General features: G+C 55.4%; 11 protein-coding genes and 1 pseudogene. 7 read left to right on the top strand and 5 right to left on the bottom strand.

All coding sequences use genetic code 11. The annotated features are described in order from the left end of the window. Positions 1-19: 19 nt before the first annotated feature. Positions 20-2851, bottom strand: coding sequence for a DNA polymerase I (gene polA, locus E9531_RS00105; protein WP_136571711.1), 2832 nt, complete (start codon positions 2849-2851; stop codon positions 20-22). Between the two features lie 147 nt (positions 2852-2998). Here polA and E9531_RS00110 point away from each other — a divergent pair, with 147 nt between their 5' ends. The 6 genes from E9531_RS00110 (at position 2999) to E9531_RS00135 (ending at position 8714) form a co-directional block, all read left to right on the top strand. Then, entirely contained in the window at positions 2999-3463 is a 465-nt protein-coding gene (locus E9531_RS00110) for a hypothetical protein (RefSeq protein ID WP_136571712.1), read from the top strand. Positions 3464-3696: 233 nt separating this feature from the next. Beyond that, on the top strand, positions 3697-4665 hold the full coding sequence (locus tag E9531_RS00115; RefSeq protein ID WP_136571713.1) for a tripartite tricarboxylate transporter substrate binding protein: 969 nt from the start codon (positions 3697-3699) through the stop codon (positions 4663-4665). A 71-nt stretch (positions 4666-4736) separates the two neighbouring features. Continuing rightward, the gene (locus tag E9531_RS00120) at positions 4737-5912 is read left to right on the top strand and encodes a Gfo/Idh/MocA family protein (protein ID WP_136571714.1); all 1176 of its coding nucleotides are present in this window, start codon (positions 4737-4739) and stop codon (positions 5910-5912) included. A 9-nt stretch (positions 5913-5921) separates the two neighbouring features. After that, the gene (locus E9531_RS00125) at positions 5922-7112 is read left to right on the top strand and encodes a dihydrodipicolinate synthase family protein (RefSeq protein WP_136571715.1); all 1191 of its coding nucleotides are present in this window, start codon (positions 5922-5924) and stop codon (positions 7110-7112) included. A 13-nt stretch (positions 7113-7125) separates the two neighbouring features. Further along, positions 7126-8004: a sugar phosphate isomerase/epimerase family protein gene (locus tag E9531_RS00130; protein WP_136571716.1), complete on the top strand. Its 879-nt coding sequence runs from the start codon at positions 7126-7128 to the stop codon at positions 8002-8004. 62 nt (positions 8005-8066) lie between these two features. After that, positions 8067-8714: a TetR/AcrR family transcriptional regulator gene (locus E9531_RS00135; protein WP_136571717.1), complete on the top strand. Its 648-nt coding sequence runs from the start codon at positions 8067-8069 to the stop codon at positions 8712-8714. Positions 8715-8748: 34 nt separating this feature from the next. On the opposite strand, the gene E9531_RS00140 is transcribed toward E9531_RS00135, so the two are convergent. Then, entirely contained in the window at positions 8749-10584 is a 1836-nt protein-coding gene (locus tag E9531_RS00140) for an ABC transporter ATP-binding protein (RefSeq protein ID WP_136571718.1), read from the bottom strand. 308 nt (positions 10585-10892) lie between these two features. On the opposite strand from E9531_RS00140, the pseudogene E9531_RS00145 reads away from it, so the two are divergent. Beyond that, a pseudogene (locus E9531_RS00145) lies at positions 10893-11338 on the top strand (transposase family protein); the annotation flags it as partial. A 132-nt stretch (positions 11339-11470) separates the two neighbouring features. On the opposite strand, the gene E9531_RS00150 reads toward E9531_RS00145, so the two are convergent. The 3 genes from E9531_RS00150 to E9531_RS00160 all read right to left on the bottom strand — a co-directional run bounded on the left by E9531_RS00150 (position 11471) and on the right by E9531_RS00160 (position 15827). After that, on the bottom strand, positions 11471-12433 hold the full coding sequence (locus E9531_RS00150; protein WP_136571719.1) for a DNA/RNA non-specific endonuclease: 963 nt from the start codon (positions 12431-12433) through the stop codon (positions 11471-11473). Positions 12434-12868: 435 nt separating this feature from the next. After that, positions 12869-13678 (bottom strand): energy transducer TonB, encoded by an 810-nt coding sequence (locus E9531_RS00155; protein ID WP_342210837.1) that lies wholly within the window; start codon positions 13676-13678, stop codon positions 12869-12871. Between the two features lie 61 nt (positions 13679-13739). Then, on the bottom strand, positions 13740-15827 hold the full coding sequence (locus E9531_RS00160; protein WP_136571721.1) for a ribonuclease catalytic domain-containing protein: 2088 nt from the start codon (positions 15825-15827) through the stop codon (positions 13740-13742). Positions 15828-15943 lie beyond the last annotated feature (116 nt).

Raw genomic sequence — 15943 nt, forward strand, 5'->3', positions numbered from 1 at the left:
CGTACTAAAGGCCGGGTATTCAATGCGCTTGCTCCCAATTGCTGCCTATACCCAATTCTGCCAATAGCGGCACTTTGAGCTCAGCGACTTGGGCCATGGCCACAGGAATGTGCTGGCGTAGCCAGTCGATCTCGCTCTCTGGCACTTCAAAGACCAATTCATCGTGCACCTGCATGATCATCTGGATGCGTGGGTTGTCCTTGTCGATCAAGGCTTGCACAGCGACCATGGCCTTTTTGATCAAGTCAGCGGCAGTGCCTTGCATTGGGGCGTTGATGGCTGCGCGTTCAGCCCCTGCGCGGCGTGGTCCGTTGGGGGAGTTGATCTCTGGCAGATAGAGCCTGCGCCCGAAAACGGTTTCCACATAGCCTTGCGCCTTGGCCTGGGCTTTGGTTTCGTCCATGTAGCGGCGCACGCCAGGGTAGCGCTCGAAGTAGCGTTCGATGAAGTTGCCTGCGGCGGTGTTGTCTATGCCAAGATTTTTGGCTAAGCCAAAACGTCCCATGCCATAAATCAAGCCGAAGTTGATGACTTTGGCGTAGCGGCGCTGCTCGCTGCTGACGTCCTCGCGGGCAACTCCAAACACTTCTGAGGCCGTGGCGCGGTGGATGTCTTCGCCATGCGAGAAGGCATTGAGCAAAGCCTCGTCACCGCTGAGGTGGGCCATGATACGCAGCTCAATCTGGCTGTAATCGGCACTTGCAATGCGATTGCCAGATGCGGCGACAAAGGCCTCGCGAATGCGCCGCCCTTCAGCCGTGCGCACGGGAATGTTTTGCAGGTTCGGGTCTGTGCTCGATAGGCGCCCGGTGATGGCGACTGCTTGGGCGTAATGGGTGTGCACTCGGCCAGTCGAAGGCAGGGCCATCTGGCCTAGCTTATCGGTATAGGTGCTTTTGAGTTTGATGAGACCGCGGTGCTCCAGAATGCGGGCGGGCAAGGGGTAGTCTTCGGCCAGTTTTTCCAGTACTTCTTCGTTGGTGCTGCGCGCGCCCGTAGCGGTTTTTTTCACCACGGGCATGCCGAGTTTGTCGAAGAAGATTTCGGCCAATTGTTTAGGGCTGCCTAGATTGAAGGGTTGACCGGCCAGTGCGTAGGCTTGCTCTTCCAGTTCTACGATGCGCGTGCCCAAGGCTTGGCTTTGCTGGGCCAGCAGTGGCGCATCGACGAGCACGCCCAGGCGCTCCATGCGAAACAACACTTCACTGGTGGCCACTTCCAGCTCGTAAATGCTGCGTAAATTCGCGTTCGCTTGCAGTTGTGGCCATAGGGCCAAATGCACATCTAAAGTTTGGTCTGCATCTTCGCAGGCATAGTGGCTGGCGGTTTCCACGTCGACTTGGCTGAATGGAATTTGCGAGGCACCTTTGCCGCACAGCGCTTCGTAGCTGGTGCCTTGTCGGCCGGTGTGGCGCAGCGCCAGGCTTTCCAGCCCATGCGGTTTGTGGGCTTCAAGCACATAGCTTTGCAGCATGGTGTCATGCGTGTAGCCGTGGACTTGAATGCCGTGGTTGGCAAACACATGGCGGTCGTATTTGATGTGCTGACCCAATTTGGCGTGTGCGGCATCTTCCAGCCATGGCTTGAGCTTGTTCAATACAGCATCGCGAGGCAGTTGCTCCGGGGCGCCGGGGTAGTCATGGGCCAGAGGAATATAGGCTGCTTGACCCGGTGTGAGCGAGACGCTGATGCCAACAATTTCGGCACGCATTTGGTCGAGAGAGGTGGTCTCTGTATCAATAGCGACTAAATCGGAAGCCATCCATTGGGCGAGCGATGCTTCCAGTTCATCCCAGGTCAGGATGGTGCGGTATTGGACTTCGCCTTGGAATCCGGTGGTGGTGCCACCATCGGGAGCATCTACTGGAGCATATATTGGCGTTTGTGCCTGTGTTCCTACAGATACGGTGGCGGAAAACAGATCCAACGTGTGCGATGCGTTTGCTGCCGCTGCTGCACTGGGGGCCTCACCTTGGGGCGCGGCGGAGTCGCCCAGATTGCGCAACAAGCCTTTGAAGCCATAGTGCTGGTATAGCGTAGCCAAGGTGGCTGTGTCTGCTGAGCGCATGGCCAGATCTGCCAAAGGGGGCAGGTCTGGCACATCGCGCTTCATGGTCACCAGTTGAGTGGCGGTCGGCAGCCAGTCGCGCGCATCGCGCAGGTTCTGGCCTGCTACCCCTTTGATGGCGTCGGCATGGTCGAGCAGGTTGGCCAGACTGCCATATTCCTGCAGCCATTTTGCTGCGGTTTTGGGGCCGACTTTGGTCACCCCCGGCACGTTGTCCACGGTGTCGCCCACCAAAGTTTGGTAGTCCACCATCAAACTCGGCGGTACGCCAAACTCGGCCAGAACACCTGCTTCGTCGCGGCGTTTTCCGCTCATGGTGTCGTAGATCACAATCTGTGGTGTGACCAGTTGGGCCAAATCCTTGTCGCCACTAGAAATCAATACCTGCATGCCTTGCGCAGCCGCTTGGCTGGCCAGTGTGGCAATTACATCATCGGCCTCAACCCCTTCAATAGCCAAGAGGGGCCAACCCATGGCCTGCACGGTTTGATGAATCGGCGCAATCTGTGCGCGCAAGTCGTCGGGCATGGGGGAGCGGTTGGCTTTGTAAGCCGGGTAGATGTCGTCGCGGAAGGTCTTGCCGCTGGCATCGAATACACATACGGCATAGGCCGATGGCACCTCTTTACGTAAAGCCTGCAGCATGTTGATCATGCCGCGCAGAGCGCCGGTGGCGGGGCTGTCGGGGTTGCCTGGATCGGCCCGAAGATCGGGCATGGCATGGTAGGCGCGGTAGAGGTAGCTGGAGCCATCTACCAGGACCAAAGTGTTTTGAGCTGTCATGGCGCGTATTGTGCACGGTGCGCCATACGCTTGTCTGGTACGTGCTGAGAATTGCTGCGTTGTTACAAGGCGACTGCGCCTGTCAGGCCAACGGCAGAGGTCTTGATAAAGTCGCCACGCTGGCGCTGAGCAAATTACAATGCATGCATGACCTCAATTCTTACCTCTTCCAAGCCGCTGAATGTGGCGTTTCGACTGGCATCGCGCCAGGTGGTGATGGCTGTGTTTCTGGCTGCTGCCGTGGGCAGTGCGGCCGCAGAGCAAACGGGGGGTGAGGCTGCAGCTAAAGCAGCCCCGGTTGTGTCTGAGAGGGTGGTATCGGGTCAGGCAACGCAGTCAGAAAAAGCAGCGTCCGTACAAGGGGCAGAGTTATTGCCAAAAGGCCAGCCTGAAGCCGAGCGCAGCCCTGTGCGCAGCTACCAACAAGATGCAGGCTCACGCATTGAAGAGTTGCGTGTGCATGGGCAAACTCGTGAGATCACGGTAACACCAGCCGGTACGATGCCCTCTTACGAGGTCGTTCCGGGGAGCAGCCGACACAATGCCATTAGCACGGGCCGCAGCAATGACGGCACCAATGGCCCTCGGCGCTGGAAAGTGGGTGAATTCTGAGGCTTTTGGCACGGCGTGTGCCATTGCTCCAACGGGGCGACACAGCAAAGCGGCGCAAGCCGCTTTTTTCATGCCTGAATGATTGTGTTGCCAATGTGTATATGGATAAGCGTATTGCTTTAATTAACTGATTGGTGAAAACCCGCTGAATGATTTGAAATGTTTGCGTTGTAATGCATTTAATTCACTGAAAGGTGAATTGAGCGATTGACCAAATACAACAGGAGACATTCATGAAATTCGCATTGATGGCGGCATGGGCTGCGGCGCTATGTGCAGCAACAAGCACTGTTCAGGCGCAAGACAACTACCCCAATAAACCGATTCGGGTGGTGGTGCCATTTGCTGCAGGCAGTACCACGGATCTGATCGCCAGAGCGATTGGGGACAAGGTTGGGCAGAGCCTCGGGCAGACCATGGTGATTGAGAACCGTGGAGGGGCCAGTGGCACGATTGGGCAGATGGCCGTTGCTGGGGCTCAGCCTGATGGCTACACCATCATGATCCACAGCTCATCGCACACGGTAAGCCCTTCAACCTTTGCTAAGCTGCCGTTTGATACGGAAAAAGATTTCATGGGCATCACGCCAATCGTGACATCGCCAAATGTGCTGGTGGTATCGCCGGATAAGGGCATGAAAACTCTTTCGGACTTGGTGGCCTACGGCAAGGCCCACCCGGGTCAATTGAACTTTGCTTCTGCTGGGCAAGGAAGTGCCACACACTTGAATGCAGAAAAATTCAAGCTGGCAGCTGGGTTGGATGCGCTCAACATTCCTTTCAAAGGCTCTGCTGAGGCGGTGGGCGAAGTGATGACCGGGCGTGTGGATTACTACTTCTCACCGATAGCTCCGGTTGTGGGGCATATCAAAGATGGTCGTTTGTTGCCGTTGGCCGTGGGCTCTCCCAAGCGTGCCTCTGTGCTGCCTGATGTGCCTACAACGGCCGAGGCGGGGGTGCCAGGCTCTGAATTTGTCTTCTGGATCGGCATGCTGGCGCCAGCCGGAACACCTGAGCCGATTGTTCAGCGTTTGCACGATGAGGTGGTCAAAGCCGTTAATAACCCAGATGTGCAGATCCGATTCACAGCGCTTGGCGTGGAGCCCTGGACCTTGGAGCCCAAGGCCTTTGACCGCTACATCCACGACGAAATCCAAAGTTACTCAGCATTGGTCAAAGCCGCAGGCATTCCACTCAACTGAAGGGTGGGCTGATTGGCCGCACCTGTTTCTTTTTCCTTCTCTCTCCTACTCAACGTATAGCAAGAACCAATATGAGCACACAAAGACTTGGCCTCATCATGCACGGTGTCACTGGCCGCATGGGCATGAACCAACACCTGATTCGATCCATCGTAGCCATTCGTGCACAAGGTGGGGTGCTGCTGTCCAACGGCGACCGGGTAATGCCGGATCCCATCTTGGTGGGGCGTAATGCCGAGAAAATGGAAAAACTCGCTGCAGCGCACGGCATTGAACGTTGGGGCACGGATTTGGATGCCGCTTTGGCCAACCCTGATGACACCGTGTTTTTTGATGCCGGAACGACGCAAATGCGTCCACAGTTATTGGCCAAAGCCATCCGTGCTGGCAAGCATGTGTATTGCGAAAAGCCGATTGCTACCAACCTCAATGAAGCTGTGGAAATTGCCCGTTTGGCAGAACAAGCGCGCAAAGACAGCGGTTTGAAAAGTGGTGCAGTGCAGGACAAATTGTTTCTGCCAGGCCTGCGCAAACTCGATATGCTGCGCCGCGCTGGTTTTTTTGGACAAATGCTCAGCGTCCGCTTGGAGTTTGGCTATTGGGTGTTTGAAGGCGACTTACAGCCTATCCAACGGCCTAGCTGGAATTACCGCAGTGAAGATGGTGGCGGCATGATCTTGGACATGATGTGCCATTGGCGCTATGTGCTCGATAACCTGTTTGGGCAAGTGCAATCTATCTCGTGCTTGGGTGCGACGCACATTCCCAAGCGCTGGGATGAGGCAGGCAAAGAATATGTGGCAACCGCAGACGATGCTGCATACGCAACAGCAGAACTCAAAGGCCACAACGGCGAGCACGTGATTGCGCAAATGAATATGAGCTGGGCCACACGTGTGCGCCGCGATGACTTGGTGACCTTTCATGTAGATGGCACGCATGGCTCTGCCGTGGCCGGTTTGCAGGAATGCCGTGCACAGTCCCGTGTGGCTACGCCACGCCCGGTCTGGAATCCTGACGTCAAGCAGACCATGAATTTCAATGACCAGTGGCAAGAAATTCCTGACACCGACACCTACGACAACGGTTTCAAAATCCAGTGGGAACACTTCATCCGTCACATTGTGGAAGACGCACCGTATCGCTGGACTTTGCCTGAAGGCGCCAAGGGCGTGCAATTGGTGGAAGCGGCACTGCAATCTTGGAAAGAACGCCGCTGGATTGATGTTCCTGAGCTCAAAGTCTAAGAGGCCGATATGACCCACAGCATTGTTTTACCTACGGCTGATCGCAGCCTGCAAACCTACACCGTCAGCGGCACGCCCTTGAACGCCAAGCCTGCGGCAGGTGCATTTAATCGCATCGCATACTCGGCTGCCCATGTGGTGGCTGATCCGCTGGCCTTGAACGATCCATGGTTGAGCAGTGCTGTGGATTGGGACAAAACCATTGCCTACCGCCAATACCTGTGGTCATTGGGGCTGGGGGTGGCCGAAGCAATGGACACGGCTCAGCGTGGCATGGGGCTGGATTGGCCTACCTCACTGGAACTGATCAGGCGCAGCCTTGATGCGGCCAAGGACGTTCCCGGTGCCATGGTGGCCTCGGGTTGTGGCACAGACCATTTGGATCTGGACCGCGTCACCAGCGTTGACGAGGTCATTGCGGCCTACGACTTGCAAATGGAGGCGATAGAAGCCTTGGGGGGCAAACTGATCGTCATGGCCAGTCGTGCTTTGGCGCGTGTTGCCAAAGGGCCCCGAGACTATGTACGCGTGTATGACCATATTCTGAGCCAGGCTGCTCAGCCTGTGGTGCTGCATTGGTTGGGCGATATGTTCGACCCGGCCTTGGCGGGGTACTGGGGGCGTGCGCAAGTTGATGAGGCCATGGATGTGGCATTGGATGTGATTGCTGCACACGTAGACAAGGTTGATGGCATCAAAATTTCTTTGCTTGATAAAGACAAAGAAATTGCCATGCGCAGACGCCTGCCCGCGGGCGTACGCATGTATACGGGTGATGACTTCAACTATGCCGAGTTGATTGCAGGAGATGGTTTTGGCGATGAAGCCAACCACGGCAAAAGCGATGCCCTGCTTGGTATTTTTGACGCTATTGCGCCCGCTGCCAGCCAAGCCTTGCAAGCCTTAGCGCAAGGCGATCAGGCGCGATTCCATGCCATCTTGGCACCCACTGTGCCGCTGTCCCGCCATATCTTTCAAGCGCCTACGCGTTTTTACAAAACTGGGGTGGTGTTTATGGCTTGGCTCAACGGGCACCAAGACCACTTTGCCATGGTCGGCGGGCAACAAAGTGCGCGCTCGTTGCAGCACTTTGCTGAGTTGTTCCGCCTGGCAGACCAGGCTCAGGTCTTGGTCAAGCCTGATCTTGCGGTTCAGCGCATGCGAACTTTGATGGCCATGCACGGCATCACTTCCGTATAAAGGTGGGGCAGCGATGCGTGATTTTTCTCAAGACATTGACTGGCTGTCGATCAACACCGCCACCATACGCAAACAGCATGGGCAAGAGGTTGCGCTGAACACTTTGCTGGATCAATGCGCCAGCGCAGGTATTCGCGCTGTCAGCCCGTGGCGAGACCAAGTGGCTGCTGTCGGATTGAACTCCATTGCTGCACAAATTCGTGCGCATGGCATGGCCTTGTCTGGCTATTGCCGTGGCGGGTTCTTCCCTGCTGCTGATGCCGCTGGACTGCGTGCGGCGCTAGACGATAACCGCCGCGCGATTGATGAAGCCAAGATTTTGGATGCGCCTTGCCTGGTTATGGTGGTTGGAGCGTTACCTGGAGCATTGGATGGGCAGGCCCATTACCACGACATTGCCAGAGCCCGACAAGAGGTATTGGATGGGCTGGCCGCTTCGCTTGAGTATGCGCGCGAGGTAGGCATGCCACTGGCGATTGAGCCTTTGCACCCCATGCAAGCTGCAGATCGTGCCTGCATCAACACCTTGGAGCATGCGCTGGATATGTGCGATGCCTTGGATCCTGATGCTACCGGTGCATTGGGGGTGGCATTGGATGTTTATCATGTTTGGTGGGATCCCAAACTGCAACAGCAAATCGTACGTGCAGGTGCCAAGCGCTTGCTCGCCTACCATGTGTGCGACTGGCTTACGCCCACCCGCGACCTCCTGTTGGACAGAGGTATGATGGGCGACGGAGTGGTGGAGCTCAAGAAAATACGCCAATGGGTTGAGGCCGCAGGGTTTAGAGGCTACAGCGAAGTAGAGATTTTTTCTGAGCGCAATTGGTGGCAATGCAGTGGTGAGCAGACCTTGCAGGTATGTAAGCAGCGCCACCAAACCGTGGTCTAGCTGTGCAGCAACAAGGGGTTGTGCGCAGGCGGCCTATACATACCTAGAAAAGAGAGAAATTGGTGAGCAAGCTGCGCAAATCCAGTATTGAGGACAAACAACGTGACGCCGAACGTTCGCGCAACACCATCTTGGTGGCAGCCAAGCAAGAATTTGCACTGGCCGGATTCGATGGTGCGCGAATCGACCGGATTGCCGAGCGGGCAGCGCTGAACAAGCGTTTGATTTACTACTATTTCACCGACAAAGAAGCGTTGTTCCAAGCCGTGCTGGAGGAAGCTTATGCCGACATTCGCCAGGCAGAACAAGCCCTGGAGTTGGCCAGCATGCAGCCCCCGCAGGCCATTGCCAAGCTGGTCGAATTCACTTGGCATTACTACTTAGCCAACCCTGAGTTTCTCAGCATTCTCAACAGTGCCAACCTGCACAAAGGCCGCCATCTTGAAGAAGAGGGGCGCGTCAAACGCTTGAACTCCCCCTTAATGCAACTGCTGCGCGAGGTGTTGCACAAAGGGCAGCAGCAAGGCGCTTTCCGTGCCGATGCCGATCCCATTCAGCTCTACATCACCATTGCAGGCATGGCCTATTTTTATTTAGCCAACAACTACACGCTCTCTGCAGTGTTCGGCGCAGACCTCAGTACCACCCATGCGCAGGATGAGCGCTTGGTACATATGTGCGATGTGGTATTGGGTTACTTAAAGGTCTGAATGGTGCAGCGCAGAGGCACTGCGCCCCGCTTGCTCAAACGTGTTCTTGGCCCAAGAATCCTCCGCTTTGGTGTTGCCACAAGCGTGCGTACACGCCGTTTTGTGCCAGCAGCTCTTGGTGGCTGCCTTGTTCGATGATCTGGCCTTTGTCCATCACGATGAGGCGATCCATCGCCGCAATGGTGGAGAGGCGGTGTGCAATCGCAATCACGGTTTTGCCTTCCATCATGGTGTTGAGGCTGTCTTGAATCGCCACTTCCACTTCTGAATCCAAGGCGCTGGTGGCTTCATCGAGCAGCAAAATCGGGGCGTTTTTCAGCATCACGCGGGCAATGGCAATGCGCTGGCGCTGCCCGCCGGAGAGCTTTACGCCGCGCTCGCCCACCATGGTGTCTAAACCGCTGCGGCCTTCAGGGTCCGTCAGTTCTTCGATAAAGGGCAGGGCTTGCGCGCGCTCTGCTGCTTGGCGAATCTCCGCCTCTGTCGCATCGGGTTTGCCGTAGGCAATGTTGTCGCGGATGGAGCGGTGCAGCAAAGACGTATCTTGCGTCACCATGCCAATGGCTTGGCGCACGCTGTCTTGCGTGACGGTGCGAATATCCTGCCCATCAATGCGAATGGTGCCGCTGTCCACATCGTAAAAACGCAGCAGCAGGTTAACCAAGGTCGACTTGCCCGCACCGGAGCGGCCGACAAGGCCAATTTTTTCGCCCGGTTTGACGTTCAAGTTCAAGCCATCCAGCACGGTTTTCTCGTGGTTGTAGGTAAAGCCCACTTGCTCAAACGCAATCGCCCCTTGTGTGACTTGCAGGGCAGGGGCGCCTGCTGCATCTTGCACTTGCGCGCGCTTGGTTAGTGTTGCAATGCCATCTTGCACCGTGCCAATGTTTTCAAACAGCATGGCCATTTGCCACATAATCCAGTGCGACATGCCGTTGACCCGCAATGCCATCGCAATCACCGCTGCGACCGCGCCTGTGCCAATTTCTTGGCCGTGCCACAGCGCCAAACTCCAGCCACCGGCGGCCATAATCAAAGCCACCACCAGTATTTGGTTGACGACCTCAAACTGGCTGATGAGCCGCATCTGGCGGTAGCCGGTTTCCATGAAATCGGCCATCGCCGCGCGGGCAAAATGTGCCTCGCGTTTGGTGTGGGCAAACAGCTTTACGGTAGTGATGTTGGTATAGGCATCGGTCACGCGGCCCGTCATCGAAGAACGTGCATGCGCCTGCTCTTTGCCCACCCGCCCCAAGCGCGGTACAAAGTACGCCATGGCTGCGCTATACAACACAATCCAGCCAATAAAGGGCAGCATCAAGCGCCAATCAAAACTCGCCGCCAGCGCCATGATGGTGATGAAATACACCCCAATGCCCAGCACAATCTCGGCAAACGTCATCAGCACTTCGCGCACCGCCAAGGCCGTTTGCATCACCTTGGTGGTAACGCGGCCCGCAAACTCATCGGCAAAAAAGGCCATGCTTTGGCGCAGCATCAAGCGGTGGAAATTCCAGCGCAGGCGCAGCGGCAGGTTGATCGCCAGCGTTTGGTGCTGCACCAAAGTGCGCAGCGCCACCAGCACAATGCTTAGCAGCATCACGGTGGCAATGCCCCAAAGCACGCGGCGTTCATGGGCTGTGGCCTCACCGCCCACTTGCCAGGCGCTGAGCAAATCCACCACTTGGCCTAAAAAGGCAAACAGCCACGCCTCGTAAATGGACACGCTGGCGCTGAGCACGGCCAGCAAAGCCACATAGCCGCGCGCACCGCGTGTACTCGCCCAAATAAATGAAAACAGCCTCGTCGGCGGGAGCTGTGGTTCTTGCGTGGGGAAGGGGGGAAGTCGTCGTTCAAACCAGCGAAGCACAAAGCCTCCAAATCAATAACCAATAGCGTACAAAACGCAAAATCCACTAATAAAGCACAAACAGCGCAGCCATCATGCGGCAGTCGCACCAGAGTCGCGATGTCGTCACGCACCAAAGCACAGAGCAGGCATACGTACTCTCCCATGCGTAGTGGGGGCGCCTATTTCAGCGCAGGCGTTTAAGCGCGCAAAAGTACCATTATCGTCGGATGTGCTGTTACAGGTTGGTGCATGCATTGGCATGCCCACAGTTGTATGGGTCCAAATTTTGATGGTGCATTATTCACTCCTGAATAGAGGGTGGCGCTATGGGACAAGTTCTACACGCAAGCGCCATGACGACAGAGGCAGTTCGCCGAGCGATACAAAATAGTCAAGAGAGCCTAAGAGCGCTTGCCAAGCGCTACAGCATCTATCCAAAGACCGTTGCCAAGTGGAAGAGGCCGCTATCGTGGCCTTTCGCAAACATACGTTGCTACCCCTTGATGATTGTCTTTATGCGCTGCAGCCAACGGTTCCAAGCTTGACTCGTTCATCCCTGCACCGCTGCCTGCAGCGTCACTCGATTTCAAGATTGCCTGAAGTTGAGGGCAGCAAGCCGATCAAGAAGAAGTTCAAAAGTTATCCGATTGGCTACTTTCACATCGACATTGCAGAGGTACAAACGGCTCAAGGCAGGCTTTACCTCTTTGTGGCAATCGATAGAACCTCCAAGTTTGCATTCACTGAACTGCACCCCAAAGCCGGCAAACTGATATTACGACGATCACGCTCAGCTGCGACAACACCTGGCGAGCCAGATCGATTCAAGATAGGCCTGACCCATCAAATACCGGGACTAAACACTCTAATGCCAGTCCCGCCCTATTCGCCATCGCAGAAAGCTTTAACCTGGCGTTGGCAAGAAAGCAATACGCGTTTTATCAACCAATTCTTGGTATGTGATGGGCTTGAGCGGTTGCCCCCCTGCTTGGTTCTGCTGCCAGTGTGCCCACGCGCGACCGGTTGATGCGTCATAGACCAGTTTGAAAACATGGCTTGGTACTGCTACCCGCGATGACCCTATATACGCAGGTACTGCGTTTTTATAGGCAGGGCCGGTGAATACGAACACATCTGCGCGTGCACGCATGGCGTACTTGCGCGTGTCTTGTTCAATTTTGTTCCAGGCCCCGCTGTTGTGACTTTGGTTTTGCGGCACCATATTGGCCAAGCTGAAGCTCTGCGCCATCGCCTGTGGACTGGGCATATCGCCTGCAGGGGCCATGTGCCCGCGCGAATAGCCAGAGCCTCGGTAATCGTCCAATTGTGCTCGGGCATGGCTGGGGAGTCTGGCCTCTGCATAAAACCGATCGGTTCGGTTAATTGCCTGTGCTGCTTGTAAGCTGTCGCGATTAAGCCGTTCGACCACGTAAGCTGGGGTCTTGGTGTCGGCGTTATACAAAATGGCGAATGCATCAAAGCACAGTGCATAGCTTTGCCTTGGCGCTTGCAACAATACGGGCACCTGCTGGGCAGGGAACAATCCTCGGCACTCCGCAAAATCTGTTGTATTGTGGGAATGCATGGCTGTGCCATCTGCACTTGGGCGCAGTCCTTGCGGTAGCGGCTCTTGCCAGATCGCATGCAGCCAGGCGCTGATCCATTGTGCGGGTTCCTGCAGAGCTTGTGCTTCGTGCTCAATGCGTTGCAGCCAAGGCAACTTCAATGCACAGCTTGCTGCGGAGAAAGAAGCAAATGTCGAGAGCAACAAGCTCTTCCAGAATCGCGTTCCTAGCTGGTGAACGGAACGGTTTTTAGCTGCGCCCTTGCGGCGAATTGACTGACTTTTTTTTCGACTTGCTGACATGCCCTGACTAACGACTCCAACCCCATTTTTGGCCGATGCGGTATGGCCAAAGGGCTGGGAGTATGCCAGTAATCAAGCCGAGAAATGGGTATCAGGGTAACAAATAATTGACTTCCTGTGATCGCGTTGTAAGGACTCAGCAACCGCTTGCGCAGGTGTTGTCGCGAAAGAAAAGAAGCGATGAGCACCCCAATGAAGGGGGTAATTAAATGCTGAACAATCAAGTTCAAGCGGATACTGAACGTGGCCAAACCTTTCTTGCTGAGATGATGGGTTTGTATTCACCTGCAGCACCTATATTGCACAGGGCAAAAGCTTTGGCTTGCAGCAGGCATTCAGTCCCCTGGAGCCCGGAGAAAGCGGCATGCACGAGCGCGTGAACTGCACGTTCTGCGACCCTACAATTGGCGTAGCTAAAGAGATTCCTGAAAATTTTTAGAATTCCGTCACCAGGGTGGCATCACGCTTGAAGTCAAAGGTGGACGTGAAGCCTATTTGGTCTGCTGTGCGGCGAATTTCAGGGGTGAAATAGCCGAAAGGACCTGCGGCATACACAATCGCTTCTGCAATGCGATCTAACGAGAGATTGCCGGAGCTGCGCTGTATGTCTACTTCCAGAATGCTACCGTCAAAGTTGATCAGAACGGTTACGACCAATTGGCCATAGAGCTTTTTGCCATTTTGCTCGGGGAAGCGGGTTGTGCCGCGTTCCTCAATGGCGCGGCGCACATTGTCGAGGTACAGCGCGGATGGGGAGTCTTGTGTGGCTGGGCTAACATAGCGTTTCTTCGGCCGTTCGTTTTCGAGCTTGACTAATTTTTCCATCTCGGCCAACTGCTGCACCAAAAGCAGACGCTTTTCTTCTTGGGCGATTTCGTCTGGGCTGAGATTTTCTTTGCGCGGGTCCGGCAATGGGTACTCCGCTACCACTTTGCGCAGTTCAGCCAGCGTACGGTTTTGCTTCTCGCGAGGGGTTTCCTCACGCTGCTGCGCATCTTCTGAATCACTGCCAATGCGTGTGAGTGCTGAGTATGGCGTGGGGCTGGTGGCGCGCCCACTGTCGGCATCGCCACCACCGGCCATTGCGACCTGGGCCAGGGCTTTGCTTTCTTCTGGTTTTTCGTCAGTTTGTGCATTCACCAAGATAATCTCAAGGGGCTGCGCATTGAGCAAACGATCAAACGTTTGCGGACTGACAAAGCGAATGGTCAGCAAAACGGCGTGCACAGTCAGAGAGACGATCAAGGCGATGGCAAAGACCGAAGGTTTTTTTTTGAAGAAAGAATGGGCGTTTCACGGGTGCAGATTATCCAGTGGATGTGCTTGTGGTCGCATCAGCTTCAGGGGTCAGATCAACAGCAATCGTTAACGATTCTGAGAGTGGCGTATCGTCGTCTTCATCCATGTCATTGGTGCTGTGGTCGGCAGCGCTATCGAGGCGGGCAATGACGGTGGCATTGACATCCAGAGCCAGCAGATCAATTTGACCGAGCTTGATCCGTACACGCGCGCCGCGAGCGAGGTCGTTTGCCCCCATAACGCGCACTACCAGCGGTAGGCTATCGGCACGGACTACGGCGGCTTCGCCACCTTGGGCATCTTTAATGATGGCCGCATCCAATTCGTGGATGTCGTTTTGCTCCAGATAGCGCAACGTCCAGTACCGCTCCATATCGTTTTGATAGCGGTTGTAGGCCGTGTAAGCGGCATCAAAGCCACTGATGATGGAAAACAGCTCTGCATCCTTAGGTTTGAATGGGGCAACCAAAGCGGCGGTTTGGCTATGTTGGACCGCTGCAATGATTTGCCACTGGTTGACCAAGTCCACATACCGGCGCAGTGGTGACGTGGCCCAGGTGTAGCTGGCCACACCCATACCTGCATGGGGTAGCGCTTTGGTGCCCATGCGCACTTTCATGCCGGGCGCCAAACTGTGCTGGCTGCGGTAGATGGCTGGCACACCAAAACCAGCTAACCAGCCACCCCAGTGGCTGTTGGCCACGATCATGGCTTCAGCCACCATCAAATCCAGTGGCGCACCCCGTTTGCGGGTGGTGATTTCCACGATTTCTGAACCTGTAGGGAAGTCGCTTTCTTGTTCCCGCAGGCGGAAGGTGTAGTCGGGACGGTTGAAGGTTTCTGGCTTGCCTCGAATCACTTCGCGGCGGCTCTTGAGCACTTGTGCCAAGCGGAACAAAAACGCCAATTGAGGCTGCAGTGCGATTAATTCTTCCGGCACAGGCACTTGCTCGCCTGCGGGGGCTTCGGTGGCGGGGGCGCCGGTCAGCCATTCTTGCGTGACGATATGGTCAATTTTGTCGTGACGGAGATTGTGGGCCGTATTGACTTGCTCAAGCTTGGTTTCGTAGTGCAGTGGCTCCAGCGTAGTTTCATCAAAGCGCACATACAGTGAGACCGCTGGATTGGCGCGACCTGCATCCAATGTATAGGTTTGGACCACTTCGTTGGGAAGCATGGTCAGCTTGGCACCAGGCATGTAGACAGTGGAGAAACGAGCGCGGGCAATGTGGTCTAGTTCGCCATCCTTTTGAATGGCCAGGGCGGGGGCGGCGATATGGATACCCAAAGTCACTTCACCACTGCCCAAGCCCTGCACCGACAAAGCATCGTCAATTTCTGAGGTGCTGGAATCGTCAATAGAGAAGGCCTGTACGGGCGCCAAGGGCAAGTCAGCAGGGGGTGGGGGTGCTTGCACCGCCCCAAAGCGAAAGCCTTTGGGAAATTGGTCGAACAAAAAGCGCTGCCAATGGAATTCGTAATCGGAGCGAATGGCGCCAGCATTTTGCAGCAAAGTCAGCGGTGGCAATTGGGTGTTGCGAGCAGCTTCCACCACCGCTTTGTATTCTGCAGCGTTCTTATCTGGTTTGAAGAGGATTTTGTAGAGTTGCTGTGCAATCGGTTCTGGTGTGCGGCCTTGTGCCAATTCAGTCGCCCAACTTTCGATTTGCAGTTGAAGCTGGCGTTTCTTTTCAATGGCAGCGAGCGCTTGCTGCAGCACCTCTTGTGGGGCTTTTTTGAAGCGGCCTTTGCCTGCGCGGCGGAAGTAGTGTGGGGCTTCATAAAGACGAAACAATGCCGCAACTTGATGAGCCGTGTCGGCATCAGCACTGAAATAGTCTTTGGCGAATTCGGCAAAGCCAAATTCGTCCTCGGGTGCAAATTCCCATGCCAACTCCAGTTCGATTTCCGGCGCTATTGCTTGAGCGCTTGCGATCAGGGTTTGGGGTGTGGGTTTATCAAAAGCCAACAAGGCGTTGGCTTTTTTGACCTTGACGCGTTTACCGCTGTCGAGTTCAACCTGGGTGGAGGCATCGGCCTCGGCGAGGATACGGCCAGCGAGAAATTTGCCAGCCTCTTCAAACAATAAGTACATCAGCCTATTTTCGCATGGGTGCGCACAATTGCATGCAAGACGGAGGGCTTGACCAGATAGTTATTGTTTGAGCTTGGTTGTTGTTATGCAAAAGGCACTGAAAGTGCAGGGCTACT

Source organism: Lampropedia puyangensis (assembly GCF_004833285.1).
GTDB classification, from domain to species: Bacteria; Pseudomonadota; Gammaproteobacteria; order Burkholderiales; family Burkholderiaceae_C; genus Lampropedia; species Lampropedia puyangensis.

What these genes read in the sequence shown, in the direction of transcription:
- polA (WP_136571711.1), bottom strand. Translation starts at nt 2,851, where the DNA reads ATGACAGCTCAAAACACTTTGGTCCTGGTAGATGGCTCCAGCTACCTC.
- E9531_RS00110 (WP_136571712.1), top strand. Translation starts at nt 2,999, where the DNA reads ATGACCTCAATTCTTACCTCTTCCAAGCCGCTGAATGTGGCGTTTCGA.
- E9531_RS00115 (WP_136571713.1), top strand. Translation starts at nt 3,697, where the DNA reads ATGAAATTCGCATTGATGGCGGCATGGGCTGCGGCGCTATGTGCAGCA.
- E9531_RS00120 (WP_136571714.1), top strand. Translation starts at nt 4,737, where the DNA reads ATGAGCACACAAAGACTTGGCCTCATCATGCACGGTGTCACTGGCCGC.
- E9531_RS00125 (WP_136571715.1), top strand. Translation starts at nt 5,922, where the DNA reads ATGACCCACAGCATTGTTTTACCTACGGCTGATCGCAGCCTGCAAACC.
- E9531_RS00130 (WP_136571716.1), top strand. Translation starts at nt 7,126, where the DNA reads ATGCGTGATTTTTCTCAAGACATTGACTGGCTGTCGATCAACACCGCC.
- E9531_RS00150 (WP_136571719.1), bottom strand. Translation starts at nt 12,433, where the DNA reads ATGTCAGCAAGTCGAAAAAAAAGTCAGTCAATTCGCCGCAAGGGCGCA.
- E9531_RS00160 (WP_136571721.1), bottom strand. Translation starts at nt 15,827, where the DNA reads ATGTACTTATTGTTTGAAGAGGCTGGCAAATTTCTCGCTGGCCGTATC.